This is a genomic window from Pseudomonas izuensis (assembly GCF_009861505.1).
Classification (GTDB): Bacteria; Pseudomonadota; Gammaproteobacteria; order Pseudomonadales; family Pseudomonadaceae; genus Aquipseudomonas; species Aquipseudomonas izuensis.
On record NZ_WTFT01000049.1, the window covers coordinates 14891 to 40940 of the forward strand.

Consider the following 26050-nt stretch of genomic DNA (forward strand, 5'->3'; position numbering starts at 1 on the left):
GGCCGGTACGCCGGCCCTTTCGAAATCAAATCCGACCGCTCGGCCAATCTGGCCGAGTGGCTTAACTCGACCCAAAGAAAGCAGGCAGGACCCGAAAATGACCTCTTCCATCGTTCCAAGCGTCAAGCTCCTGATCAACGGCGAGTTCGTCGAGTCGCGCACCACCCAGTGGCGTGACGTGGTCAACCCGGCCACCCAGGAAGTCCTGGCTCGCGTACCCTTCGCCACCGCCGAGGAAATGGACGCCGCCGTGGCCAGCGCCAAGGAAGCGTTCAAGACCTGGCGCAAGACGCCGATCGGCGCCCGCTCGCGAATCTTCTTCAAATACCAGCAGCTGATCCGCGAGAACATCAAGGAACTGGCCGCCCTGCTCACCGCCGAACAGGGCAAAACCCTGCCCGATGCCGAAGGTGATGTGTTCCGTGGCCTGGAGGTGGTCGAGCACGCCACCGCCATTGGCAATCTGCAAATGGGCGAGTTGGCCAACAACGTCGCCAACGGCGTCGACACCTACACCTTGATGCAGCCGCTCGGCGTGTGTGCCGGTATCACCCCGTTCAACTTCCCGGCGATGATCCCGCTGTGGATGTTCCCGATGGCCATCGCCACCGGCAACACCTTCATCCTTAAGCCGTCCGAGCAAGACCCGCTGGTGACCATGCGTCTGGTGGAACTGGCTGTGGAGGCCGGTGTGCCCAAGGGCGTGCTCAACGTCATCCACGGCGGCGTCGATGCGGTGAACCTGATCTGCGACCACCCGGACATCAAGGCTGTGTCCTTCGTGGGTTCGACCAAGGTCGGCACCCATGTCTACAACCGCGCCACCCAGAACGGCAAACGCGCACAGTGCATGATGGGGGCGAAGAACCACGCCATCGTCCTGCCCGACGCCAACAAACAGCAGACGTTGAACAACCTGCTGGGCGCCTCCTTCGGCGCCGCCGGTCAGCGCTGCATGGCCCTGCCGGTGGTGATCCTGGTGGGTGAAGCGCAGGCCTGGTTGCCGGACCTGATCGAGCGCACCAAAACCCTCAAGATCAATGGCGGTACCGAACCGGGTACCGATATCGGTCCGGTGATCTCCTGCGCAGCCCTGGATCGCGTCAACAGCCTGATCGCCAGTGGCATCGAAGAAGGCGCCAGGCTCGAACTGGATGGACGCAACCCGAGCGTGCCTGGTTACCAGGACGGCAACTTCGTCGGCCCGACCATCTTCTCCGGCGTCACTCCACAAATGTCGGTGTACCGCGAAGAAATCTTCGGCCCGGTGCTGTGTGTCATGCACGCCGCCAACCTGAACGAGGCGATCGAGATCATCAACGCCAACCCGAATGGCAACGGCACCGCCCTGTTCACCCGCTCCGGCGCTGCGGCCCGTCACTTCCAGGAAGAAATCGACGTCGGCCAGGTGGGTATCAACGTGCCGATCCCGGTCCCGGTGCCGCTGTTCTCCTTCTCCGGTTCGCGCGCCTCCAAGCTCGGCGACCTGGGCCCTTACGGCAAGCAAGTGGTGACGTTCTACACCCAGACCAAGACGATCACCCAGCGCTGGTTCGACGAGGATGACACCGGCGGCGCCGTGAACACCACCATCACCCTGAAATGATCCCTGGCGGCCGGTGCCCGGCATCGGCCGCCAGACGCTCAACGGTGCAATACCCGACATTACCGGGCGATGCGCACTAGCGCGTCCCCACACGCAAAAGGTAATCATCATGCATATCGGATTTCTCGGACTCGGCAACATGGGCGGCCCAATGGCCCGCAACCTGCTCAAGGCCGGCCACAGCCTGACCGTCTTCGATCCCTTCCCTCAGGCAGTCGCCGCCCTGGTGGAAGCCGGCGCCAGCGCCGCCGACTCCCCCGCCGCCGTGGCCAAAGCCAGGGTTGAGGTGATCATCACCATGCTGCCGACCGCCGACCACGTGAAACAGGTCTATCGCGGCCAGGACGGTCTGCTGGCCAACATTGGCCCGGGCGTGCTGCTGATCGACAGTTCGACCATCGACCCGCTCAGTGCCCGCGAGGTGGCTAAGTTCGCCCTTGCCCAAGGTAACCCGATGCTTGATGCACCGGTATCCGGCGGCACCGGCGGCGCCACGGCAGGCACCCTGACCTTTATGGTCGGCGGCCCGGTCAGTGTGTACGACCAGGCCCTGCCGATTCTCTCGGCCATGGGCCGGAACATCGTGCATTGCGGTGCAGCAGGCAACGGCCAGGTGGCCAAGATCGCCAACAACATGCTGCTCGGCATCTCCATGGTCGGCGTCGCCGAGGCCATGGCCCTGGGTGTGACCCTGGGCATGGACGCCAAGGTGCTGGCCGGTGTCATCGGTACTTCCACCGGTCGCTGCTGGAGTTCGGAGATCAACAATCCGTTCCCTGGCGTGCTGGAAAACGCGCCAGCCTCGCGTGGTTACAGTGGCGGCTTTGGTACCGACCTGATGCTCAAGGACCTCGGCCTCGCCACCGAAGCCGCCAGGCATGCGCGTCAACCGGTGGTGCTCGGCGCTGCCGCCCAGCAGCTGTACCAGACCTTCAGCCTGCAAGGTAATGGCAGCCTGGACTTCTCCGCCATCATCAAACTGTTCCGTGGAGAAGCCTGAGCATGAGCGAGCAGCAAGCCCCGGTGCTGGCCAGTGTGCGCAACCGCATCGGCCACCTGACGCTGAATCGACCGAACGCATTGAACACCCTGGACCTGCCCATGGTGAAACTGCTTTGCCGGTACCTGTGGGTCTGGGAAGAGGACCCGGAGATCGTCGCCGTGACCATCCGTGGCGCCGGGGAAAAAGCCTTCTGCGCCGGTGGCGACATCCGCATGCTGTACGACAGTCACACGGCCGGTGACAACCTGCACGAGCTGTTCCTCGAAGAGGAGTACGCCCTTGACGAGTACCTGCATGGCTACCCAAAACCGGTGCTGGCGCTGCTGGATGGTTTTGTCCTGGGCGGCGGCATGGGGCTGGCGCAGGCGGCCTCGCTGCGGGTGATCACCGAGCGCACGCGGATGGGGATGCCGGAAGTCGGCATCGGCTTTTTCCCCGACGTCGGCAGCAGCTATTTCCTGCCGCGCCTTCCGGGTGAGCTGGGTATCTATCTGGGGGTGACAGGCTGCCAGGTACGGGCCGCCGATGCGCTCTATGCCAACCTGGCGGACTACTGCCTGTCCAGCGAGCGGTTGGCGGAACTGGATGCCGCCCTGGATCACTTGAACTGGACCCCTGCGCCTGAAGAAGACCTGCGAGACCTGCTCGACGGTCTGGCCACCGAGCGTATTGCGGGGTCGGAACTCAAGGCTTATCGCGATGTGATCGATGAGTATTTCGCCCTGCCGGATGTACCGGCGATTCGTACCGCGCTCCAGCGTGAGCAGCGGCCGGAGCTGCGCGACTGGGCCGAACAGACGGTCAAGCTGCTCGACAGCCGCTCGCCGCTGGCCATGGCCACGACACTGGAGCTGTTGCGTCGCGGCCGTTACCTGAGCCTGGCCGACTGTTTTGCCCTGGAATTGCACCTGGACTATCAGTGGTTCGACAAGGGCGATCTGATGGAGGGCATACGCGCCCTGATCATCGACAAGGACAAAAGCCCCCGCTGGAATCCGCCCACCCTGGCAGAGCTGGCACCCCCTCGGGTGCAGGCCTTTTTCAGCGGCTTCCAGCCAACCTTCGCCTCCCCTCTTCGCACCGCCTGATCGACAGGAGACAACGCAATGCACGATATCGAGTTGACCGACGAACAACGCATGATCCGCGACATGGCACGGGACTTCGCCCGCAGCGAAGTCGGACCGCAGGCCCAGGCCTGGGAGAAGGCAGGCTGGATCGATGACACCGTGGTGGCGCAGATGGGTGAGCTGGGCCTGCTGGGCATGGTGGTGCCGGACACCTGGGGCGGCAGCTACACCGACTATGTGGCCTACGCCCTGGCCGTGGAAGAAATCTCGGCCGGCGACGGCGCCCTCGGCGCATTGATGAGCATCCACAATTCAGTGGGCTGCGGCCCCCTGCTGAAATATGGCAGCCCGTCCCAGCAAGACCGCTGGCTGCCGCTTCTGGCCAGTGGCCAGGCGATCGGCTGCTTCTGCCTGACCGAGCCACAGGCCGGCACCGAAGCCCACAACCTGCGCACCCGCGCCGAACTGCGCGACGGCCAGTGGGTACTCAACGGCGCCAAGCAGTTCGTCAGTAATGGCAAGCGCGCCCAGCTGGCCATTGTCTTCGCCGTCACCGATCCGGAGCTGGCCAAGAAGGGTCTGTCGGCATTCCTGGTGCCGACCGACAACCCCGGCTTCGTGGTCGACCGCAGCGAACACAAGATGGGCATCAAAGCCTCGGATACCTGCGCGGTGACCTTGAACAACTGCACGATCCCCGAGGCCAATTTGCTGGGTGAGCGCGGCAAGGGCCTGGCCATTGCCCTGTCCAACCTGGAAGGCGGTCGCATCGGCATCGCCGCCCAGGCCTTGGGCATTGCCCGCGCCGCCTTCGAGGCCGCGCTGGGGTATGCCCGCGAACGCGTGCAGTTCGGCAAGCCGATCATCGAGCACCAGAGCGTGTCCAACCTGCTCGCTGATATGCACACCCGGCTCAATGCGACCCGCCTGCTGGTGCTGCATGCCGCACGCCTGAAAAGCGCCGGGCAATCGTGTCTGTCAGAAGCGTCCCAGGCCAAGCTGTTCGCCTCGGAAATGGCCGAACGTGTGTGCTCCAGCGCCCTGCAGATCCATGGCGGCTACGGCTACCTGGAGGACTACCCGGTAGAGCGCTATTACCGCGATGCGCGCATCACCCAGATCTACGAAGGCACCAGCGAGGTCCAGCGCCTGCTGATCGCCCGCGAGCTGGCCCACTACGCGCTCTGACCCGTTGGCCGGACGCCTCCACTGTGTCCGGCTGCCCCTTTTCCGCCCCTTCTGGAGTTGCCCATGCCCGGCCTGCGCAATATTCCCATCAGCCGTCGCCTCTGGTTGATCCTGCTGACGTCCATCCTGATGCTGCTGATTCTCGCTGGCCTGATGCTCAAACAGAACTATGACGACCTGTATGCGGCCAAGGCGCTGAAAACCCGTCACGTGGTAGAGACCGCCAGCGGCATCCTGCGCCATTTCCAGAACCTGGAAGGCCAGGGTCTCGATCGTGAGCAGGCGCAACAACAGGCCAGGGCGGTCATTCGCGACCTGCGCTATGACCGCGAGGAGTACTTCTGGATCGAGGACCTCGACACGCGCATGGTCATGCACCCCAATACCAAGCTCGAGGGCAAGCGCATGGCCGGCACCCGCGACCCCGATGGCAAGGCACTGTTCGACGAGATGGTGGCCGTGGCCATGCGCGACGGTTCCGGCCTGGTGCACTACCGTTGGCCAAGGCCGGGCTCCGAGGCGCCGGTGGAGAAGGTTTCCTACGTCGAACTGTTCAAGCCCTGGGGCTGGATTGTGGGCTCGGGCATCTACGTCGACGACGTCCACGTCGAGTTCCGCCGCCAGCTGATACAAGCCTTCGTCATACTGGTCACGATCTCCCTGCTGCTCAGCGCGCTGATCCTGTTGATTGCCCGCAGCATCGCCTCGCCACTGACGCAGGTGGTCAATGCCATGGAGAACATCGCCAGCGGCGAAGCCGACCTGACCCATCATCTGGACAGCCGCTGGCGCGATGAGCTGACCGCTCTGAGCGGCCACTTCAATGCGTTCACCAGCAAGTTGCGCGCGGTGATCGGCCAGTCCATGCAGACCGCCGGCAACTTGGACAAGGCCTCGCAATCGCTCGGTGAAATCGCCAGCAATAGCCAACGTCACAGCCAGCAGCAGTCGCAGCAGATGGAACTGGTGGCCGCCGCCATTCACGAGGTTTCCTATGCGGTGCAGGAAGTGGCGAAGAACGCCGAGCACGCCGCCAACGAAGTCCGCCAGGCCGATGAGCAAGCCTGCAAGGGCCAGCACAACATCGACAGCAGCCTGCGCCAGATCGATCAGTTGTCCGAGACCATCGGCCAGGCGGTCGGAGTGATCCAGAGCCTGGCCCAGGAAAGCACCCAGATCGGCAGCGTGCTGGAAGTCATCCGCGCCATCGCCGAGCAGACCAACCTGTTGGCGCTGAACGCCGCCATCGAAGCGGCTCGCGCTGGCGAACAGGGTCGCGGCTTTGCCGTGGTGGCAGACGAAGTGCGTCTGCTGGCCCAGCGCACCCAGCAATCCACGGCGCAGATTCAGGGCATGATCGAACGCCTGCAAGGCAACTCGGAAGCGGCGGTCAATGTCATCACGGTCAGCAGCCAGGCCGCGCAGCAAACCGTGGAACAGGCGCGCGAAACCGGCGAGAGCCTGCATCAGGTCATCACGGCGCTGCGCAACCTCACCGAGCTGAACGCCTCGATCGCCAGTGCCACCCTGGAACAGGCCCATGTGGTCGAGGACATCAACCAGAATGTCACCCGTGCAGCCACGCTGGCCCAAGAGAATGCCCTGGCGGCAGACCGGTCCAACGACGCCAGCCTGGAATTGGGCCAACTGGCGGGCCAGCTCAACCGGCTGTTGGGACAGTTTCGCGTATGAGGGGGATGAGCAACGATCGGAGTATTGATGCCATGCCGGCCTCGCAGCCAGTCACGCCCCATTGCGTCAGCCCCAATGCTCTTTTGGCGGGGTCTGTCGAACAAGTGCACCACTCGCGCTACCTGGAAACCCGCCACAAGGCGCTGGAGCTATTTGCCAGATGCGGTTTCAGCCGGGTCAGCATGCGCGACCTGGCCGATTATCTGGGCATCAAGGTCGGCTCCATTTACAACCACATCGATAGCAAGGAGGCACTGCTGTTCGAACTGATCGAGGAGCTTTACGAACAGTTGCTACATGGCGCCCGTCTGGTGAGCCGTCGCAAATCCACACCCGCCGTACGACTGCGCGGTCTGCTTGAGGCGCACCTCTTGTTGCATGAGAGCATGGGCGCGCATTTTCGCCTGGCAGAGTACGACCTCCATTGTCTGAACAGCGAACAGCATGCCTTGATCCTGGAATTGCGCCGGCGCTACGAGGAATACCTGGTGGCAACGATAGAGCAACTCACCGGTACACCGGTGAGCATCACCCGGCGCGCGACCTTGAGCGGCATCGTCTCCCTGCTCAACCAACTGCCGGCCTGGGTGGGAGAGGCCCAGGCAAACAAGGGGGCACGCCGAAAGCTGCTGCATGAAATGGTCATGAGCACCCTTCAGGGTGCGTTGCAGGCGACTCATGCCTCAGGCTCTGAATTCCAGGAAAAACCATTCATCTACCGCTCGTGAGGTGGCGCCTCATCAATGCCGGATTTCACGTAGCAGCGTGCAAATGAAAATGAAGTGGCTTTCCAATCGACGCGTTCGGTGGCATTGGCGGTGGGTAATCCAAGAATCAGGGCTAGCCAGTTTTTCATGTAGAGAGCGCTATTTATTATGTAGTAAATGCTACATTGCGCTGGCTAATCCGTCGCGAGCGTGTGCTCGCAGGGCTACGCGAAACCATTCGCCACGACGACCACTTGCTGGCTGCTGCAAGCGCCATCTTCGATGGCCTGCTCGCCGGGTTTGTGAAAGAGGAACAACCCCATGAATAAGGTTGTGGCACCCATGGTTGAAGAAGAGCTGTCGAGGCCGCAAGCAATCAGTTTGCGTGAGGCATTCTGGTTTTGGTTGAAACTCGGCTTTATCAGCTTCGGTGGGCCAGCAGGGCAAATTTCGATCATGCACCAGGAGCTGGTGGAACGGCGGCGCTGGATCTCCGAGCGCCGCTTCCTGCATGCCCTCAACTACTGCATGTTGCTACCTGGGCCGGAGGCCCAGCAGTTGGCGACCTACATCGGCTGGCTGATGCATCGAACCTGGGGTGGCGTGATTGCGGGGGCGCTGTTTGTGCTGCCTTCATTGTTCATCCTGATCGCCCTGTCGTGGATGTATATCGCCTTCGGCGAAGTACCCGTGGTGGCCGGCCTCTTCTATGGGATCAAGCCCGCCGTGACGGCCATTGTGGTGCAGGCGGCCCATCGAATCGGCTCTCGGGCTTTGAAAAATAATTGGCTGTGGGCGATAGCGGCGGCGTCATTCACCGCCATCTTCGCGTTCAATGTGCCGTTCCCGTTGATTGTGCTGGGGGCCGCATTGATCGGTTATGTTGGCGGACGCCTGGCGCCCGAGAAGTTCAGAGCCGGTGGCCATGGCGCTGCGAAAAAATCCTTCGGTCCGGCCTTGATTGATGATGACACCCCGTCCCCGGTACATGCCCGGTTCAGTTGGTTAAAACTGGCAATGCTGGCCCTGATCGGCGCCGCACTGTGGGCGTTGCCAATGGGGATTTTGACCGCCCTCTTTGGCTGGGAAGGCACCTTGACCCAGATGGGCTGGTTCTTTACCAAGGCGGCGTTGCTGACCTTTGGTGGAGCCTACGCTGTGCTCCCGTATGTCTATCAAGGCGCGGTCGGTCACTATGGCTGGCTAACCCCGACGCAGATGATCGACGGCCTGGCGCTGGGCGAAACCACACCCGGGCCACTGATCATGGTGGTGGCCTTCGTCGGTTTTGTCGGGGCCTATGTCTCGCAATTATTCGGGGCTGATCAGGTGTTTCTGGCGGGGGCTGTAGCTGCCTCCTTGGTGACATGGTTCACCTTCCTGCCTTCGTTCCTGTTCATCCTCGCGGGTGGCCCACTGGTGGAGTCGACCCACAACGAACTCAAATTCACTGCGCCACTGACCGCCATTACCGCCGCAGTGGTGGGCGTGATTCTCAATCTGGCATGCTTCTTCGGCTACCACGTGCTTTGGCCAAAGGGCTTCAGCGGCAGCCTCGACTGGCCTTCAGCGTTGATCGCGATTGCCGCCGCGACTGCCCTGTTTCGCTTCAAGCGGGGCGTTATCCAGGTGTTGCTGGCCTGTGCGCTCGTGGGCCTGGCAGTGCATCTACTGCGCTAGAGAGCATTTGTGTCTAAAGAATCACGGGCCATTCATACTGTCCGCCCACTACTCATTTCTCCAAGATCGACATCCATGCCTGAAGAGTTCGAAGTCCCCAGCCCACACGAGCAACATATTGAGCACACCACCCATCATGCGCATGCACAAGGCGACGGCTTTGCCAGCAAGGTTGCGGTCATGACGGCCATCATGGCGACCGTCGGCGCCCTGATGAGCTACCAGGCCGGCTCAACGGAGAATGAGGCGGCCATGGACAAAAACAACGCCGCCATCCAGAAGACTGAAGCCGCCAACGAATGGAATTACTACCAGGCAAAGTCCAGCCGGCAGAGCCTGTCGGACCTGGCGAGCCATCTCCCGGGGCTGGATTCGGCCCACTATGCCTCCGAGGCGCGGCGGTACGGTGAACAGAAAGAGGAGGCGCGCAAGAAGGCTGAAGCACTCGAACAAGGGGCACGCGAGTGGGACGAGAAGTCAGAGCAGGTGCTGCATCAGCATCACCGCTGGGCCCAGGCGATGGTGGCGATTCAAATAGCCATTTCGCTGGCAGCCATTACCTTGCTGACGCGTAAGGAATGGCTCAAGCGGGTCTCGTTTGGTGCCGCCGGTGTTGGCGTCATGTTGGGTTCGCTGGCCTGGTTGCATATCTAAGCGAGGCGATCAGAAGATCGCCCCTTGAATGTTGGTGCTTGCTTTTGGCCGATCGGTCGTTCTCCCTGTCAAGGGCAAGCCAAAGCAGATCGACCCGCAGAACCTACGACCCGGCTTGCGCCGAACGGCCGCCCAGGATTACTTCAGTTTCGCCAGCATGGCCACGGCGACTGCCTTGGCCGACTGTGGGTTCTGGCCGGAAATGACCTCGCGGTCTTCGATCACGTTCTCGCTCCATGGCTTGGCTTCGGAGAAGTGAGCACCGGCTGCCGTGAGGCCATCCTGTGGGAACAATTTCATATGGCCGCCGCCGAGGAAACCTTTGGCCTGCTCCTCTTCAGCGTCGGTAAAGGCGGTGACTTTGTAGCCCTTGTAAATCCAATTGGCTGGCGCTGCCGGCTGTTTGCCCGATTCCAGCGCGGAGACAAAACCGTGCGCGTCCGGGATCGCCGACAACATGGCGATGGTGCCATGGCAGGTGAAGCCGGTGATCCTGCCTTTTTCATGGAAGTTGGTCAGCAGTTGGCCCAGTTGCTTGTCCTTCAGCAGATCCTGCATCGGGATATGGCCGCCAGGCACGAATACAGCATCGAACTTGTCGTAGCCGATTTTCTGAACCTGCGCGAAGCTGATTGCCGGCGAGTCGCTCTTCGAGGTCAGCTTCAGCGTGGCCAGCAGCGCGAGACTTTCCTGACGGGCCTTTTCATCGCCGCCCCAGAAGCTCACATCATTGGATTTCTGGTCCGCGGTTGGCGCCTTGCCGCTAGGGGTGGCAAATATGACGGTTTGACCCGCCGCGATGAAGGTCTGCACCGGTTGCATTAATTCGTTCAGGAAGAAACCTGTTTGCATGACCTTGCCGTCTTTCAGGTCCAGTTGAGCCTGATCCGACAGTACAACCAATACCGTGCCGGCGTTGGCATAGTTGGCGGCAGCGGCCAGCAAGGCGGCAATAATGGTTTTTTTCACGCGATTCTCCAGTAGGAATGGTTTGATGTGGCCATCTTATTACTAGAGCAGACAGCGATAGAGCCCCTGAATTGAATTTCACTTATTACATTGAGTAATCAATAGTTGGGCTTGGCCTGCCAGTGCGGATCGGCAGCTATGGAAAGTCAGTCGCCCATCGCCCCCAGGAGCCACTGCCGAAAAATCTCGGCAGCGGCAGAACGCTTGCGGTGCTTGAGCGAGACAAGGAATTCTCCATTGCCTGTCACGCATTCGAAAGACGTAACCCGTTGCAACTCTCCCTTGGCCAGCGCCTCATCCCCCATGAACGTCCACGCCAGGCCGATGCCCATCCCTTGCTGAACGGCGCGATACGCCAACGTCAACTGGTTAAAGACCGGGGCTTTGTCCCGCGCGGCGTAGTCGATGCCGAAGTGACCGAACCATTGATGCCAGTCCAGGCACTGCCAGGCGCACGTGTCGATCTGCACCAGGTTGGCCTGCGCCAATTGCTCTAGCGTCTTGATCCCCGCGACATCCAGTGAAGGATGAGCCACCGCATAGACGATTTCCGGGAGCAGGAAATCGCTGTCCAGCGAAGGCCATTCGCCAGAACCGTAGAGAATGCCCACGTCGAAATCATTGAGGCTGGCTTCATCGAACTCGTTGATCGCGTGAACGTGCACGGCGATGTCGGGGTACGCCTTGTTGAATTCAATCAGCTTGGGGAACAGCCAGAATTGGGCCAGGGCATGGGTCGCCAGTACCGAGACCGCGTTGGACTGATGGACATTGCGAATGCGCGTGACGCTTTGGTACATCGTGTTCAGGAGCACGTTGACGGTCATCAGCAACTCATCGCCTGCGCCGGTCAACTTGACACCCCGTGGTTTGCGCTCGAAAAGCGCAACGCCCATGCAGTCCTCAAGCTGGCGCATCTGTTTGCTCACGGCGCTCTGGGTCAGAAACAGTTCGCCCGCTGCCCCCGTGAAGCTGGCGTGTCGTCCCACGGCTTCAAACGTGATCAGGGTCTCCAATGGCGGCAAGGTACGCAGGTAACGGTTGATGAGGATTCTCCCGGGCTGGTGACTGTGACTCGACATTCCTGACGGGAATGGGTGGCCAACTATTTATCGCAGGTGGCGCTTATATACCATGGCTAGAATGCCGCTAAACAGCCTGCCAGAGCCGAGATAATGAACAGTGGGATTGTGTTTGCGATATTGGCGGGTGCCATCTGGGGTGGGGTGATTCTTGCCCCTTCGCTGCTGCCGGAATTCAATGCCGTGCTGATCAGCAGTGTGCGATTTGCCCTGTACGGGCTGATCTCGCTCCTCGTGGCGCTGCCGATTGCATCCCGTCTGCTGTCGCGATTGACGCGCAGCGACGCCTTGATGCTGCTGCGTTTGTCATTGACCGGCAATGTCCTGAACTACGCGCTGTTGGGCGCTTCCGTACAACTGAGCGGGGTGACGGCGGCCGCTCTGATCAACGGCATGATGCCGGTTGCCATTACCTTTCTGGGGCGTGGCGACGCAGGGTCCCTGCCCCTGACAAAGCTTAAGCTGCCCCTGTTGCTGGTATTCCTGGGCATCGTATCGGTCAGTCTGGAACACTCAGGCGCACAGGCGGCCAGCACCTCGGTTTTTTCCCAGTTGCTGGGCCTGGCCTGCGGGTTCAGCGGTGTTGTCTGCTGGTCGTGGTACGCCACCCACAATGCCCGTTATCTCAAACAAAGCCATTTCAACAGCAGCGAATGGTCGACACTATTGGGTATCGTGACGGGCATCGTAGCGGTCGTGTTTGGTTTCGCTGCCTTGATGCTGTTTCCGAACCTGGTGCCCGCTCAGGTAGAAAGCAGCCGCTGGATGGCTTTGCTGTGGGTCTGCCTGTTCCTTGCACTTTGTGGCTCGTGGGTGGCCAATGGACTGTGGAATGCCTGTTCGCGTCGAATGGCCACGTCATTGAGTGGCCAGATGATCGTGTTCGAAACGCTGTTTGCCTGCGTGTACGGTTTTCTGTTCAGCCAGCGGGTGCCTGGCATGATGGAAGTGATCTCGATCGTGTTGTTGGTGGGTGGGGTGGTCTGGGCGGCGAAGCGTCACCGAATGGTGCCGGTGAACCATACCGAGCCGTAGCTGCTGTTGGCCGATGCCAGCCGATGCTGACCCGCCGGGAGGCTGTTTAATGAACATGCCCAAAATGGGACTTCCTGGATTTCATTGGAGATATTCAGCATTGGCCTTTAACACTCAGAATTTCACTCTGCCCTCGGGACTCAAGCTGCTGCTGACGCTATGCGCGATAAGCCTGCTTGGCTGTTCACGTAGCGAGGAGGCAGGGCAATGTCGTGCGGCGCCGCTAGCGCCTGTTCGACAGGTGGTCATCATCGGCATCGACGGCCTGCGTACCGACGCGGTCAACCCGGCACTGGCCCCTTTCCTGTCCCAGTTGGCCGAGTCCAGGGGTTTGGCTTGGGGGAAGGTCGATGTCAGCAACGGCCGCACGCAACAGACTTATTCCGCGCCTGGTTGGATCAGTGTGCTCACGGCAAGTTGGGCAAGCGCACATGGCATTGTTGATAACGACAGCCCAGGTCCCGTCAAAAGCCAAACCGTGTTTGAGCGTCTGCAAACCCGCAAGGCCGATAGCCGCAGCCTTCTCATTACCTCCTGGAAGCCGCTGTACGATTTGGTCGAGGGGCGTTTGCAGGGTTTGCCGGGGTTACACCATGCGGCGTTTTTGCGCAAAAACGATACAGCGGTCGAACAGGAAGTATTGACCACCTGGCGTACATGCCAGCCCGATCTGGCTTTCATTCATCTCGATGCAGTAGACGACGCGGGCCATCACGGTGCTTTCGACCCGTCTGATCCGGGCTACGCTGCGGCCGTGCGAGAAACAGATGCCCGCATTCGTCGCCTCTGGGAGAAGGCATTTGCATCCCCCTCCCCCCAGGGTGCAACGCCTCAGCGCCTGGTCGTTTTTATCAGCGATCACGGGGGCATCGGCAACAAGCACGGCCGCTATTCAGAAGCTGAACGCTGGGCGCCACTGCTGGCGATATCGCCATCTGGCTATCCTGCCGTGAAGATCAGCGAGTTGGTTGATATTGGTCAGACTTCGCTGGATTTCGTCCAGTGAGGGTTGGAGAATTGGCCCAGCCCTCCCCGGCGTTCTGCCGAACCAACACCCTCCCAAAAATCAGCTCGGTGCATAGCCGACGGTCTCAGCGACTGAGCTTGCTAATCTTTGAACCCTGCAATCCCACCCCAGCCATTAAGCCCTTTTGATCAAAAATGAACGCATAGATATCAGACTGAATCGTTGAAGTAGTCAGCGACTTGGCCGCGCCTGCATCTTCGACCACGATGCTTGGGCCCACGCCGACCTCAAACCCATTGCCAGTTTTCAGATCTTGCAGCGCAGAATCACTCATGAAGAACATCGCGTACCCAAATCTCTGTACGCCTGCCTGAAGGCCGTATGAGGCTGCTGTAGTCGAGTAGTACCCCGTGACTTTGCCGTTCTCGATCAATTCGCCTTCGCCATGGTGAGCGCCGGCGATGAACCCCGCTTTCACCACGTCCGGAAAAACGAGGATACCCTTGGCTTTCTGCGCGAGGGCACGCGATTTCGGTGTACTGGTGTACAAGCTCTGTAACGCTGCTTTCGCTTCCTGGTCCATCGTAGCGTCCGCAGCCTTTGTGCCAGAGGCGGAAGTTGATTGATCCATTTGGCAGCCCGCAGTGATTGCGAGGATTGAAATCATTGCCATCATTGGAAGGTATTTGATCATGAGAAATACTCCGTTTCTGCACCTGCCGTTGAGGAGCCTGAGTGATGACAGTCGCTGCGGGTCAAAGACTGACGGGGCTGACCTTTATTGCGTCGCCACTCACAGACAATAGACTTTAATCCTGATACGTGATTGGTCAAATGCTATGCAGATGTTCGCAGCAACCAGGCCTGTATGTAGGAGCGAGCTTGCTCGCGATGAACTCGACAACGCCAAGGGGCATCAGGACTCCCGCATTATCGTTGACGACCATCGCGAGCAAGCTCGCTCCTACAAAGAAGTCGCCATTCCATCCCGAGCATTCTTGTCATTTGCCAAGGCTTAGGGCAGGGTCGATACCACTGACATCTCTGCCAAAGGAGTCACCCATGTCAAAGCTATATCCCGGTATCGATCCCGAGGGGCTGGTCGAGTACTCAGTGGTCTACACCGACCGCTCGCTCAACCACATGTCGCAGTCGTTTCAAGGCGTGATGAAGAACATTTCCAGGACCCTGAAACAGGTCTACAACGCCCAGGCTGTTGCGGTGGTCCCGGGCAGCGGCACATTCGGCATGGAAGCGGTGGCGCGACAGTTTGCCACCGACCAGCAATGCCTGGTGATACGCAACGGCTGGTTCAGTTATCGCTGGAGCCAGATCCTTGAGATGGGCAACATCCCGGCGGCCACCACTGTGCTCAAAGCCCGACCGGTCGACACGGGTCGCCAGGCTGCCTACGCCCCACCCCCTCTGGACGAAGTGCTGGCAGTCATTGCGGCTTCGAGGCCGCAGATTGTGTTCGCCCCCCACGTTGAAACCTCATCCGGGATTATCCTGCCCGACGAGTACCTGCGGGCCGTCGGCGACGCCGTGCATGCGGTGGGTGGTCTGTTCGTGCTGGACTGCATCGCCTCGGGCACGATTTGGGTTGATATGCACAAATGCGCAGTCGACCTGCTGATCAGCGCACCGCAGAAAGGCTGGAGCGCCTCCCCTTGCTGCGCCCTGGTGATGTTCAGCTCGTTGGCCCTCGAGCGCATCGAGAAGACGCAGAGCAGCAGTTTTGCCTGTGACCTGAAAAAGTGGCTTCAGATCATGCAGGCCTACGAACAGGGCGGACATGCCTACCATGCGACCATGCCCAGCGATTCCCTTGCGCGGTTTAACGAAGTGATGAAAGAGACGCAAGCCTACGGTTTCGACAAGGTCCGCGACGAACAACAGACTCTGGGCGATCGGGTGCGCGCAATGTTGACCGGCAAAGGCATCAAAAGCGTGGCCGCAGCCGGCTTTCAGGCCCCTGGCGTCGTGGTGAGCTACACCGATGATGCCGATATCAAGAGCGGCAAGAAATTTGCCGACCACGGCCTGCAGATCGCCGCCGGAGTGCCGTTGCAATGCGACGAGCCGGCCGACTTCCAGACCTTCCGCATCGGTCTGTTCGGACTCGAAAAGCTGCACAATATCGAGCGCACGGTCAGCACCCTCGAGCAGGCACTGGACGAGGTGATGGTTGACTAAGTGCTCATCCTGGCGTCATCACTGTCGCATTCAAACGCGACAGTGATGTCGCCAGAAAGTCGTCAGGCGTATGAGTTGGAGGAGTAGCTATGACAGCAATCGATGTGAAATCCCGATTCGAGGCAAAGCTTCTTCGTCCGGCAAAGCCCGGCGATGATACGTCATGGGCGTTCGCAGTACTGCCAAGAGACGCGAGTGAACCGCTTCCGAGGCGAGGAAGGACGACCGTTGAAGGCACAATCAATGGGCACCCTTTCCAGGCAACCCTTGAGCCCGATGGTCAGTTGAGCCATTGGCTGAAGGTCAGTAGCGAGTTACTCGACGCCGCAGGTGTGGCCGTCGGGGATATCGTCACACTCGAGCTAACCCCTGTGAAGAAGGAACCCGAGCCTGACATTCCGGCAGATTTTGAGGAAGCACTGGCAGCCACTCCCGAGGCTCGTAAAGTCTGGAACAATACAACGACCATCGCGAGAGTAGACTGGATCCACTGGATTACTTCAGCCAAGCAACTCAAGACGCGCGAAAAGCGAATTGGTGATGCCTGCGAAATGCTTGCAACCGGCAAGAAGCAGGTTTGCTGTTTCGACCAGTCCGGCTATTACAGTAAGGCCTTCCGTGCGCCCGAGGCAGAAAATTATTAAATGGAACATTCCGTTGGAAACACCTGACAATGCGCTCCCCTCCAAAACGGCGCCCTCAGCAATCCGGTGTCGCTTGGGACTCTTCAAAATGATGCCGTAACACTGGCACCTCCCGCTAATACCCAACGTAGACACGCACTCGCCCATAAAATCCCGCCTTGCAAGCTAAATAAGTAGCTAGCTATTTGTTAATGAAAGTCTGAAGTATTCATTTGAACTTTCAGATTCTTTCGCCGCGCAACCTGTGATTAACATCGGCCCCACAGCGAACCCGCTTCGGTATCGCTCAGTGGGATCAGATGGCGCAGAAATCCGGATCCAGAGTCCCTTGCTGCCGCTGACCATTGATCGCTTGTCAGCTGGGTGCCGTCGACATGCTTTTGCAGTAGGCCCTGGGATTTTTGAGGATCACCGATGAAGCTGGAAATTTTTCGCACGCTGTGGGGTTACACCGCCAGCAAGGCTCAGGCGCTCGAGGAGTTGCTGCAAGCGGGCTTTGATGGCATGGAAGCACGCCTGCCACTGGACGCCCGCGAACGAGCGGAGTTTGGTGCCTTTCTCAAGGCCAATCGCCTGGGCTATATCAGCACCGTCTTCACCGCCTACGATGTGCTGCCGGAGCAGTCGGCAACGCCTGCCATCCACCTCGATGACCTGGACCGCAAACTCGCCTGGGCCGCCGAACTCGGCCCACGTTTCGTCAACGTGCTGGCGGGCAATGATCGCTGGTCCTTGCCACAACAAGTGGAGTTCTTTGGCCAGGCGCTGGATCTGGCGCGCAAGCACGGCCAGGTCTGCAGTTTCGAAACCCATCGCTCGCGTTCGCTGTTCAACCCCTGGGTGACCTTGGAATTGATCCGGCAACTGCCCGATCTGTTGTTCACCAGTGACATCAGCCATTGGGTCGTGACCTGCGAGCGTCTGTTGAATGACCCGGCCGATGACCTGAGCGCTTTCGTCGAACGGGTTCACCATATCCAGGCCCGTGTCGGTTACGACCAGGGGCCGCAGGTTCCGCACCCCGCGGCGCCTGAATATGCCAAAGAACTGGCTTTCCACCAGCAGCACTGGGAAAGCATCTGGCGCTCGCAGCAAGCCCGCGGTTATCAGGTCAGCACCCTGACCCCGGAATTCGGCGCCGACGGCTACCTGCATCATTTGCCCTTCACCAATGTCCCGGTCGCCGACCTGTGGTCATTGAACGTGTGGATGGGCCAGACCGAGCGCGAACACTTCGAGCGTTTCCACCACTCACGCCATCCTTAGGGAGCCGATGCGTCATGCCAGACAATAAAAATAACAGCGTCAGCACTGACCCACACAAAGCCAACTTCAACAGCATTCCGGTAGTCAACATCGCCGGCCTGTTCAGCTTTGAACTGGAACACCGCCTGGCCGTGGCCGAACAATTGGGGCGCGCCGCCAGCGAGGTCGGGTTCCTCTACATCACCGATCACGGTATCGACCCGCAACTGATTGCCAACTTGCGCAAGGCGGCCAAGGACTTTTTCGACCAGCCCTTCGACACCAAGATGCAGCACTACATCGGCACCTCGCAAACCCACAAGGGCTTTGTACCCGAAGGCGAAGAGGTCTATTCCAAAGGCAAGCCAGACCACAAGGAAGCCTTCGACGTCGGCTTCGAAGTTCCGGCCGATGACCCGCTGGTGCTGGCCAACACTCCCTTGCTGGGGCCCAATGACTGGCCGCAGCTGGCAGGTTTCAAAGCATCGGTGCAGGCCTACTATGAAGCGATCTTCGCCCTGGGCCGGCGCCTGTTCGGCGGCTTTGCCCTGACCCTGGGCCTGGACGAAAACTATTTCGACAGCCTGGTCACCCGTCCACCGTCCAAGCTGCGCCTAATCCATTACCCCTACGACGGTGCGGCCCATGACGCACCGGGACTTGGCGCCCATACTGATTACGAGTGCTTCACCATCCTGCTGGCCGACAAACCAGGCCTTGAGGTGATGAACAACCTTGGCCAATGGATCGATGCACCACCGATTGCCGATGCTTTTGTGGTCAACATCGGCGACATGCTGGAAGTGATGACCGCCGGCGCATTCGTTGCCACTGCGCACCGGGTGCGCAGCGTGAAGGAGGAGCGTTATTCCTTCCCGCTGTTTTATGCCTGCGACTATCACACCCAGATCAAACCGCTGCCCGGGTTCGCGCAGGCAGGCAACGACTACGAAGAAATCACGATCGGCGAACACATGTATGGCCAGGCGTTGCAGACTTATCAGTATCTGCGCCAGAGAGTGGCCAACGGGGACGTTCAACTGCCAGGCAAGGCACGCAAGCCCGCCAGTTTCGGACATTTGAAAAACCAGGCTCAACCGTCCTGATTGAAGTTTTCAGCTACACCCTTACCTACGCCGGAGTCAGTAAATAATGAAAAACAATAAAAAAAACCTGTTGAGCTTGGCTGTATTGGCAGCCGGCATGCTCGCTGCTTCGGCAAGCATGGCCGCGGCAGGCACGTTCAAGGTCGGTATGGAAATCACCTACCCGCCTTTCGAGTCCTATGACAAGGACAAGAACGTGGTGGGTTCGGACCCCGAACTGGCAACAGCACTGGCCAAGCACATGAACGCCAAGGTGGAGTTCGTCGACACCAAGTTCCCAAGCCTGATCCTGGGCCTGAACTCCGGCAAGTACGACGCAGTCATTTCCGGCATGTACATCACGCCGGAGCGCCAGACCCAGGCTCAGACCATCGCTTATGCCAACACGGGCGCAGCCGTCATGGTGCCCCAGGGCAGCGAGATCAATGCAAAAAAACCTGAAGACCTGTGCGGCTTGAAACTGGGCCTGGAACAGGGCACGACCTGGGTCAAGGAATTCCGCAAGCTGTCCGATGAATACTGCGTGCCGAACAACAAAGGCGCCATCACCGTCAGCGAGTACCCTTCGGCTCCCGAAGTGACCCAGGCCCTGTTGTCCAAGAACATTCAGGCCCAGGTTGAAATCGCCGGCGCCGCAAAAATGATCGCGGAAAAGACCAATGGCCGGGTGGTGATCACCACCGAGCACCCGATTTATCAGCAAACCCTGGGCATTTTCGTCAAGAAAGGTAACGACGAAACCTTCCAGGCCGTGCAGAAAGCCTTCGAGGAAGCGAAAAAGAGCGGTGAATACGCCGCTATCCTTAAGAAATATGGCCTGGAAGAGCCGACCGCCCACTAAGAACCTGCCCTTGTAGTCTGGTCATCTGCCGCCCCTGCAACGGTGCGGCAGATGGAGGTGCCCTATGCAATTCGATTGGTCGTACTTTCTCTCGCTGTTCTCCCTGCCAGACTTCTGGCACGCCTGCGTCACGGTGATCCAGCTCAGTGCCCTGGCCTGGTTCATCGGCATGCTGCTGGGTTTTGTCCTGGCCACGGCCAAGCTGTCCCACTCGCCCTTGCTGCGCATTCCCGCAGCGGTCTACATCTGGTTCTTCCGCAGCATCCCGTTACTGGTGCTGGTGGTCTTCGTCTACAACTTGCCGCAATTGTTTCCCGGTAGCGGACCGATTCTGTCGAACCCCTTCTACTCCGGCTTGCTGGCCCTGGTGGTCACCGAAGCGGCGTACATGGCGGAAATCCATCGTGGCGGCCTGATCTCCGTGGCCAAGGGCCAGAAGGAAGCCGCGCGCGCGCTGGGTGTCGGCCTGTTCGGCATGCAACGCTTGATCATCATCCCCCAGGCTTTCCGTATTTCGCTGCCCACCCTGATCAATGAATACATCACGGTGGTCAAGCTGACATCGCTGGTCTCGGTCATCTCCCTGACCGAAATCCTCACCGTCGGCCAGCGCCTCTATGCCACCAACTTCCTGGTGATGGAAACCCTGGCGGCGGTAGGCGTCTACTACGTGTTGATCGTCACCGTGTTCGGCTTTTTCCTGCAGCGTCTGGAGCGTTATCTGGACCTGAACTTCCGCAAGCCGCACACACTCGACGCGGCCACCATCGCCAAATTCAAGGCCAGCGCCGAAGCCTTGCCCGACAATGCACGCAAAGCCGCCGGCAATAACACGACGCCCATCCTGCAACTCAAGAACATCCAGAAGAGCTATGGCACACACAAGGTGCTGCTGGGCATCGACCTGAATGTCGAATACGGCCAGGTGGTCTCGATCATCGGGCCATCCGGCTCCGGTAAAACCTCGTTGATCCGTACGGTCAATGGCCTGGAAAGCATCGACACGGGCGACATTCAATTGTTCGGCGAAACATTCATCGAAGCATCGGACAAACCCGACAGCTCCCGCCTGCGCAAAGGTGTGCGGCACATCGGCATGGTGTTCCAGAACTTCAACCTGTTCCCGCACCGCACCATTCTCGACAACGTCACGCTGGCACCGCGTTACCATGGCCAGCCGGGCGAACTGAGTGAACACCGCGCCTACGCGCTGCTGGACAAGGTCGGTCTGCTGGCCCATGCCCACAAGTACCCGCACCAGCTCTCCGGTGGCCAGCAACAGCGCGTGGCGATCGCCCGGGCCCTGGCGATGGAGCCGCAGGTCATGCTGTTCGACGAGCCGACCTCGGCCCTCGATCCGGAACTGGTCAACGACGTGCTGAACGTGATCCGCGACCTGGCCAAGGAAGGCATGACCATGCTGATCGTGACCCACGAAATGGACTTTGCCATGTCGATATCCGACCGGGTCGTGTTCATGGAGAACGGTATTATCCAACTGGATGCTGCACCTGAAACCATACTGTGCGATGCCGAAGGCGAGCGAGTGCGGCGCTTCATGGGCATCGCTGCCCGATCGCCAAACCTGTCGGCAACGGTGGATCACGCATGAATCGGCGATCCCTTTCTTTGAGCTTCGATCTTTCAGGAAAACACGCATGAATCTTGGAATAGCAGGACGCTGGGCGCTGGTGTGCGCCGCCAGCAAAGGCCTGGGTAAAGCCTGCGCACAGGCGCTGGTCAGCGAAGGCGTGAACGTGGTGATTACTGCACGGGGCGAACAGACGCTGAATGAAACAGCCCGTCAGCTCAGGGCGATCAATCCTGAAGTGACGGTCATTGCCGTGGCCGGCGACATTTCGACACCCGAGGGTCGGGCGGCAGCGCTCAAGGCCCACGAGCATTTCGATATTCTGATCAACAATGCCGGTGGCCCTCCTCCCGGGGATTTCCGCGAATGGAACCGCGATGCCTGGCTCAAGGCACTGGATGCCAACATGCTCACCCCGATCGAGTTGATCAAGGCAACGGTAGACGGGATGGCGGCACGCGGATTTGGCCGAATCATCAACATCACGTCGAGTGCCGTGAAGTCCCCTATCGAAAGCCTGGGTCTGTCCAATGGCGCGCGCAGTGGCCTGACCGGTTTTATCGCAGGACTTGCCCGGCAGGACAGCATTGCCAGTCGCAATGTGACGATCAACAACCTGCAACCGGGCTCATTCGACACCGATCGACTGCGCGACAACCTGGTCGCGGCCGCCGAAGAGTCGGGGCTGGACAGTGAGGCATTTCTCAGCGAATGCCGCCACGAAATACCGGCCAAACGCTTCGGCTCACCCGAGGAGTTCGGGGCGCTTTGCGCCTTCGTTTGCAGCAGCCATGCGGGCTACCTGACCGGGCAGAACCTGTTGATCGATGGCGGGGCCGTTCGTTCCAGTCAATAACAACGAGCCGCCTCGTCAGTCATCAAGGCTGATGAGGCGGGCCGCCGGCGAGCTTGCCGGCGACACCGAATTCGACGGGTGTCTTTGTGTAAAACAAGGCGATCTCTTCGCCCTCAAGTCGCTCGAACAGCCGAACGGATTCCTCTTCGGTCATGACCAGGCGAACCTCGGTTGGCTGATCAGCCAGCTCAAAAAAATGCGATGAATGCAGTTTCCCGGAATGCCCGAAGCCTTCGATTCCGGTTGCCAGGGTGGCTCCGCGCAATCCCATTTCCTTGGCCAGATCAACCAGCCAGTCACCGAGCATTTTTCCGTGATGACGACGGTTCTGCTGGGTGAAGAAAATCACCAGAAAACCTTTCATGACTGATCACCTCTTTAGCGTGTGGCAATCCATTGAAGCGCGTGCAAAAGAGAGACGCAATGATGTTGCTGCTTTAACTTTTTTTCGCCATTGCGAAATTGCACTCCTTTTGACCACCCGTTTGCATTCGACTGACCAGTCATTTGAATTCGCTCTGACCACCAATTGCATCGGATTTGACCAGCATGCTTCGTGGCAATGACCGGTTGAATCCACAGCCAAGAGCGGTCAGTCAAATTTTTTGATTCCAAAGTAAAATGATTTCTGGCCGGGTAATGGGGGGCTAGATGTTGTAAGGACGCGCCCAGCAAGTGAGCACCAGGCGCTAAAATACTCTCCACTTATTATGTTCTGCAGAGATTTGACTTGTAGAGATATGCCTATTGAGACGCTACATCCATATGAGACTTTACTGCGGTGAGCCCAGGTTGTCCTTCCAGTGTCTGAACATTGTCCAGCGTTCTCTCAAGCCATTCGGGATGATCACTCAGCCACTTTTTCACGGCAGCACGTGGTGCGAGGCCGCCATTGATCACGTAGTCCATCATGGTGTTTTCGGCATCTATAGAAAACTCCAGATTCTTCAGCAATCTCCCCACGTTAGGGCAATCATCCAGATATCCCGCGCGCACGTCGGTCCGCACTGACGATGCGCCGTAATTCTCTCCGTAATACTTATCGCCACCTGACAAATATTCCAGCTCAATATTTTTGTTCATTGGATGAGGCGCCCATCCCAGAAACACGATCCAATCGTTCTTTCTTATTTGCCTGCCGACCTGAGTCAGCATGCCCTTCTCACTTGACTCAACCAAGCTCCAGCTGCCCAGGTTATATGCATTATCCGCGATAAGGTTCTGGATCGGTTTGTTTCCGCCAGGCTCAACCCCATAGATTTTCCCGCCAAATTTTTCTTTGTAAGTGTCCAGGTCGGCATAGCTTTTAACACCTTGCTCATAGACGTATCGCGGAACCGCCAAGGTAAATTTTGCGCCGGTCAGGTTCACTCGCACGGTCTGAATAGACTTGTTGTTGTAGTAGGGCTGAGCCGCCTCGATCAACGCCGGATCCCATGTCCCCAGGAACACGTCGATGCTCTTGCCCTCCATCGCCTTGTAGGCAATACCCGTCGACAACGTAATGACTTTTGGGGCGTAACCCAGTCCTTCCAGTACTGCTGTGGTCAAGGAAGTGGTCAAAGCGATGTCGGTCCATCCCACCTCTGCGAACTGAGGCGTGCGGCATGCCGCAGAGTCCGCTGCGCCGGCAATTCCCTGGAATGTCATCAACAGCACGGCACAACCGATAGCACTGCTTTTCATATTGGATCCCCTTGGTTCTCTTGTTTTTTGGAGAACCTAGTGATAACTTTTTTTCATTCATCGTCCAATGAAAAAAAGAGCACCTACATGCCAAAGGTCGGAATGCAAGAAATCAGAAAAAAGCAGCTCGTCGAAGCGACGCTCACCCTTATTGGTGAGCAGGGCATGGCAGGTACGAGCATGGCCCAGGTCAGCGCCCGCGCCGGGTTGGCCAACGGCATCGTCCACCATTATTTTTCAGACAAGAATGCTTTGCTTGAAGCCACCTTGAGAGAGCTGAACAAACGCATAAATGCCGAAATTTTTGCGCGCCTGCGAACGTCCACAACGCCTGCGGGGCGTGTTCTTGCGTTTGTAGACGGAAACGTCAGTGCCTTGAATCTGACAAAAGAAAACGTCGCGGCCTGGCTGGCTTTCTGGGCCCAGGTACCTCAGTCCGCGAAATTGCAGCGGATACAAAACGTCGTCGCGCGGCGAAGCCACTCATTACTTTTTTATGCCTTGTCAAAGACCATGGATAAGACAGCAGCCCACACCAAAGCGCAGATGATCGCGATTTTCATCGACGGTTTATGGCTGAGGGCTGCGGTCGATTGCAGCCCAGACACGATTGATGATTCGCGTCGCTTGGCTTACGAATTTCTCAACAACGTGCTTGGTTATGATCTGGAGGCGTAGTAATGACACCTGAAGAGTATAAAAGTCTTGATGCCGTTGGCCTTGTTCAATGGTTGCAGTCCGGAAAAGTCTCTCCATTGGAACTGGTGAACCTCGCAGCCAGAGAAATTGAAACTCAGGACCCAACCCTGGGTGCGGTCGTTGCAATCGATATCGAAGGCGCGCAACGAGTGGCGCTAGATCCCAAGACTGGACCACTCTCGGGTGTACCCATCCTGATAAAGGACACCAACATTGATGTAGCAGGTTTTGCAACCCGGCACGGGTCTCGTTTATACGAGGACGCCGCACCGGCGCAGATCGACAGTGAATTTGTGCGTCGATTGCGCAAAGCCGGGGCAATTATTCTCGGGAAAACCAAAACGCCCGAGTTCGCAGGGGACTTTGTCACAGAGCCTGAATGGCAAGGCCCATGTCGGAACCCGAGAAATCCGCAGTACGCTTCTGGCGGATCAAGTGGTGGCTCGGCGAGTGCAGTAGGCGCGGGAATGGTACCTGTCGCGCATGGCACCGACTGCGGTGGGTCCATCAGGGTTCCAGCTTCCGTTTGTGGCGTGGTTGGGCTGAAGCCAAGCAGGGGACGCAATCCTGTGGGCCCTCATGTCGGTGAGTTTGTTGGAGGCCTCGATTGCGAGCATGTACTGACCAGGACTGTTCGTGATACCGCATTGCTGCTGGACGTCCTGTCAGGCTATGAACCGGGTGCACCCTATGCCGCCCCTCCTGCACCGGCCTCATGGCTGGAATCCCTGAAAGCAAAATCACCACGATTGAAGATCGCTTTCGCCTGCTACCGTCCAGATGGTTCGAGTATCGATAATGCCATTCACACAGCCATTTTGAACGCCGTTGATTTCTTGAGTAAGGACGGCCATGAATTACGGCCGTTCAAATGGCCAGACATGAACAACGCCGGTGCAGCTGCTGCACTATTCTGGCAGATGGAAATAGAGGCGTTGATGGAACACCAGGCGCGAACTCGTGGGTTTCCGATCTCTGATAAGGATGTTGAATGGATCACGTATGAGTTTTACAAATGCTCGCGCCGGAGAACGGCACTGGATGTTCACCATGCCCGTGCCACGCAGAACAAAGTCAGTCGTGACATGGCGGATAGCTTCACAGGCATAGATGTCCTTATCACGCCTACCGTAGCGCTTGCTCCACCGTTGATAGGTGGCTTTGTAACCACGGGGGAAAGGCATTTGGACGAGTGGTACAAAAACGCTTACGCATTTTCTCCTTTCACCGAAGTTTTCAACTTGACTGGCCAGCCGGCCATAAGCATTCCCGTAGGGATCATGGAGAATGGCCTTCCAATTGGGATGCAAATTGTTGGAAAGTTTGGTGATGAGGAGACTGTTCTCAGACTCGCAAGTGAAATTGAAAAAAGCTCACTAGCGACGAGTCTATTTTCAAAGGTTTGATCTCGCATATAGCTGTCCTTCACGAGGGGCAGCTATGGGTCGACTACGGCCCTTCGCGACAGGCTGTAATCGGCCAATTGCCGCCGTTCGCCATTACCGTTACGTACTTATTCAAACCGCCTCTCCG

The 26050-nt window shown here is 58.7% G+C and carries 25 protein-coding genes and 2 pseudogenes; 22 read left to right on the forward strand and 5 right to left on the reverse strand.

Annotation, left to right across the window (positions count from 1 at the left end; all coding sequences use genetic code 11):
• Positions 1-97: 97 nt before the first annotated feature.
• From GPL81_RS28710 to GPL81_RS28750, 10 genes and pseudogenes are all read left to right on the forward strand, one after another.
• A complete protein-coding gene (locus tag GPL81_RS28710) occupies positions 98-1606 on the forward strand; it encodes a CoA-acylating methylmalonate-semialdehyde dehydrogenase (RefSeq protein ID WP_160109466.1) in 1509 nt (502 codons plus the stop codon).
• A gap of 109 nt (positions 1607-1715) precedes the next feature.
• Positions 1716-2606 (forward strand): 3-hydroxyisobutyrate dehydrogenase, encoded by an 891-nt coding sequence (gene mmsB, locus GPL81_RS28715; protein ID WP_121102267.1) that lies wholly within the window; start codon positions 1716-1718, stop codon positions 2604-2606.
• A gap of 2 nt (positions 2607-2608) precedes the next feature.
• A complete protein-coding gene (locus GPL81_RS28720) occupies positions 2609-3697 on the forward strand; it encodes an enoyl-CoA hydratase/isomerase family protein (protein ID WP_160109467.1) in 1089 nt (362 codons plus the stop codon).
• A gap of 18 nt (positions 3698-3715) precedes the next feature.
• Positions 3716-4867: an acyl-CoA dehydrogenase family protein gene (locus tag GPL81_RS28725; protein ID WP_160109468.1), complete on the forward strand. Its 1152-nt coding sequence runs from the start codon at positions 3716-3718 to the stop codon at positions 4865-4867.
• A 153-nt stretch (positions 4868-5020) separates the two neighbouring features.
• Positions 5021-5701: pseudogene (locus GPL81_RS32100) on the forward strand (cache domain-containing protein); the annotation flags it as partial.
• A gap of 123 nt (positions 5702-5824) precedes the next feature.
• Positions 5825-6559: a methyl-accepting chemotaxis protein gene (locus tag GPL81_RS32105; protein WP_425502629.1), complete on the forward strand. Its 735-nt coding sequence runs from the start codon at positions 5825-5827 to the stop codon at positions 6557-6559.
• Between the two features lie 32 nt (positions 6560-6591).
• Positions 6592-7287 carry a TetR/AcrR family transcriptional regulator gene (locus GPL81_RS28735; RefSeq protein WP_160109539.1) on the forward strand — a complete coding sequence of 232 codons (696 nt, stop codon included), beginning with the start codon at positions 6592-6594 and terminating at the stop codon, positions 7285-7287.
• A 185-nt stretch (positions 7288-7472) separates the two neighbouring features.
• Positions 7473-7595 (forward strand): annotated as a pseudogene (locus GPL81_RS28740) (chromate resistance protein ChrB domain-containing protein); the annotation flags it as partial.
• The gene (chrA, locus tag GPL81_RS28745) at positions 7588-8946 is read left to right on the forward strand and encodes a chromate efflux transporter (protein ID WP_160109470.1); all 1359 of its coding nucleotides are present in this window, start codon (positions 7588-7590) and stop codon (positions 8944-8946) included. The pseudogene GPL81_RS28740 and the gene chrA, both read left to right, overlap by 8 nt.
• Positions 8947-9021: 75 nt before the next feature.
• A complete protein-coding gene (locus GPL81_RS28750; protein WP_096510598.1) occupies positions 9022-9600 on the forward strand; it encodes a DUF4337 domain-containing protein in 579 nt (192 codons plus the stop codon).
• 138 nt (positions 9601-9738) lie between these two features.
• Here GPL81_RS28750 and GPL81_RS28755 read toward each other — a convergent pair whose 3' ends face one another.
• Positions 9739-10569 (reverse strand): type 1 glutamine amidotransferase domain-containing protein, encoded by an 831-nt coding sequence (locus GPL81_RS28755; protein ID WP_160109471.1) that lies wholly within the window; start codon positions 10567-10569, stop codon positions 9739-9741.
• A gap of 146 nt (positions 10570-10715) precedes the next feature.
• Positions 10716-11651 (reverse strand): LysR substrate-binding domain-containing protein, encoded by a 936-nt coding sequence (locus GPL81_RS28760; RefSeq protein WP_160109472.1) that lies wholly within the window; start codon positions 11649-11651, stop codon positions 10716-10718.
• 90 nt (positions 11652-11741) lie between these two features.
• On the opposite strand from GPL81_RS28760, the gene GPL81_RS28765 reads away from it, so the two are divergent.
• Positions 11742-12686, forward strand: coding sequence for a DMT family transporter (locus GPL81_RS28765; protein ID WP_160109540.1), 945 nt, complete (start codon positions 11742-11744; stop codon positions 12684-12686).
• Between the two features lie 49 nt (positions 12687-12735).
• Positions 12736-13692 carry an alkaline phosphatase family protein gene (locus GPL81_RS28770; RefSeq protein WP_160109473.1) on the forward strand — a complete coding sequence of 319 codons (957 nt, stop codon included), beginning with the start codon at positions 12736-12738 and terminating at the stop codon, positions 13690-13692.
• Between the two features lie 85 nt (positions 13693-13777).
• Here GPL81_RS28770 and GPL81_RS28775 read toward each other — a convergent pair whose 3' ends face one another.
• A complete protein-coding gene (locus GPL81_RS28775; RefSeq protein WP_160109474.1) occupies positions 13778-14347 on the reverse strand; it encodes a lipid-binding SYLF domain-containing protein in 570 nt (189 codons plus the stop codon).
• A 368-nt stretch (positions 14348-14715) separates the two neighbouring features.
• Between GPL81_RS28775 and GPL81_RS28780 the strand changes: the two genes are divergently transcribed.
• The 7 genes from GPL81_RS28780 to GPL81_RS28810 all read left to right on the forward strand — a co-directional run bounded on the left by GPL81_RS28780 (position 14716) and on the right by GPL81_RS28810 (position 22132).
• Entirely contained in the window at positions 14716-15849 is a 1134-nt protein-coding gene (locus tag GPL81_RS28780) for a pyridoxal-phosphate-dependent aminotransferase family protein (protein ID WP_160109475.1), read from the forward strand.
• A gap of 89 nt (positions 15850-15938) precedes the next feature.
• On the forward strand, positions 15939-16493 hold the full coding sequence (locus GPL81_RS28785; RefSeq protein WP_160109476.1) for a YdeI/OmpD-associated family protein: 555 nt from the start codon (positions 15939-15941) through the stop codon (positions 16491-16493).
• Positions 16494-16907: 414 nt separating this feature from the next.
• Positions 16908-17759, forward strand: coding sequence for a sugar phosphate isomerase/epimerase family protein (locus tag GPL81_RS28790; protein WP_160109477.1), 852 nt, complete (start codon positions 16908-16910; stop codon positions 17757-17759).
• Between the two features lie 14 nt (positions 17760-17773).
• Positions 17774-18844 carry an isopenicillin N synthase family dioxygenase gene (locus GPL81_RS28795; protein WP_160109478.1) on the forward strand — a complete coding sequence of 357 codons (1071 nt, stop codon included), beginning with the start codon at positions 17774-17776 and terminating at the stop codon, positions 18842-18844.
• Between the two features lie 46 nt (positions 18845-18890).
• Positions 18891-19685 carry an ABC transporter substrate-binding protein gene (locus GPL81_RS28800; protein WP_096510588.1) on the forward strand — a complete coding sequence of 265 codons (795 nt, stop codon included), beginning with the start codon at positions 18891-18893 and terminating at the stop codon, positions 19683-19685.
• A 64-nt stretch (positions 19686-19749) separates the two neighbouring features.
• A complete protein-coding gene (locus GPL81_RS28805) occupies positions 19750-21297 on the forward strand; it encodes an amino acid ABC transporter permease/ATP-binding protein (RefSeq protein ID WP_160109479.1) in 1548 nt (515 codons plus the stop codon).
• Positions 21298-21343: 46 nt separating this feature from the next.
• The gene (locus tag GPL81_RS28810) at positions 21344-22132 is read left to right on the forward strand and encodes an SDR family oxidoreductase (RefSeq protein WP_160109480.1); all 789 of its coding nucleotides are present in this window, start codon (positions 21344-21346) and stop codon (positions 22130-22132) included.
• Positions 22133-22154: 22 nt separating this feature from the next.
• Here GPL81_RS28810 and GPL81_RS28815 read toward each other — a convergent pair whose 3' ends face one another.
• A complete protein-coding gene (locus GPL81_RS28815; RefSeq protein ID WP_160109481.1) occupies positions 22155-22496 on the reverse strand; it encodes a DUF190 domain-containing protein in 342 nt (113 codons plus the stop codon).
• Between GPL81_RS28815 and GPL81_RS28820 the strand changes: the two genes are divergently transcribed.
• Positions 22495-22698 carry a hypothetical protein gene (locus GPL81_RS28820; protein WP_160109482.1) on the forward strand — a complete coding sequence of 68 codons (204 nt, stop codon included), beginning with the start codon at positions 22495-22497 and terminating at the stop codon, positions 22696-22698. The genes GPL81_RS28815 and GPL81_RS28820 overlap by 2 nt on opposite strands.
• A gap of 178 nt (positions 22699-22876) precedes the next feature.
• Here the strand turns inward: GPL81_RS28820 and choX are convergent, their stop codons facing one another.
• Complete coding sequence (gene choX, locus GPL81_RS28825) at positions 22877-23818, reverse strand: choline ABC transporter substrate-binding protein (protein ID WP_160109483.1); 942 nt, start codon at positions 23816-23818, stop codon at positions 22877-22879.
• Positions 23819-23905: 87 nt separating this feature from the next.
• Between choX and betI the strand changes: the two genes are divergently transcribed.
• Both betI and GPL81_RS28835 read left to right on the forward strand, forming a co-directional pair.
• Positions 23906-24496: a transcriptional regulator BetI gene (gene betI / locus GPL81_RS28830; protein WP_160109484.1), complete on the forward strand. Its 591-nt coding sequence runs from the start codon at positions 23906-23908 to the stop codon at positions 24494-24496.
• A gap of 2 nt (positions 24497-24498) precedes the next feature.
• Positions 24499-25923 (forward strand): amidase, encoded by a 1425-nt coding sequence (locus tag GPL81_RS28835; protein ID WP_160109485.1) that lies wholly within the window; start codon positions 24499-24501, stop codon positions 25921-25923.
• Positions 25924-26050 lie beyond the last annotated feature (127 nt).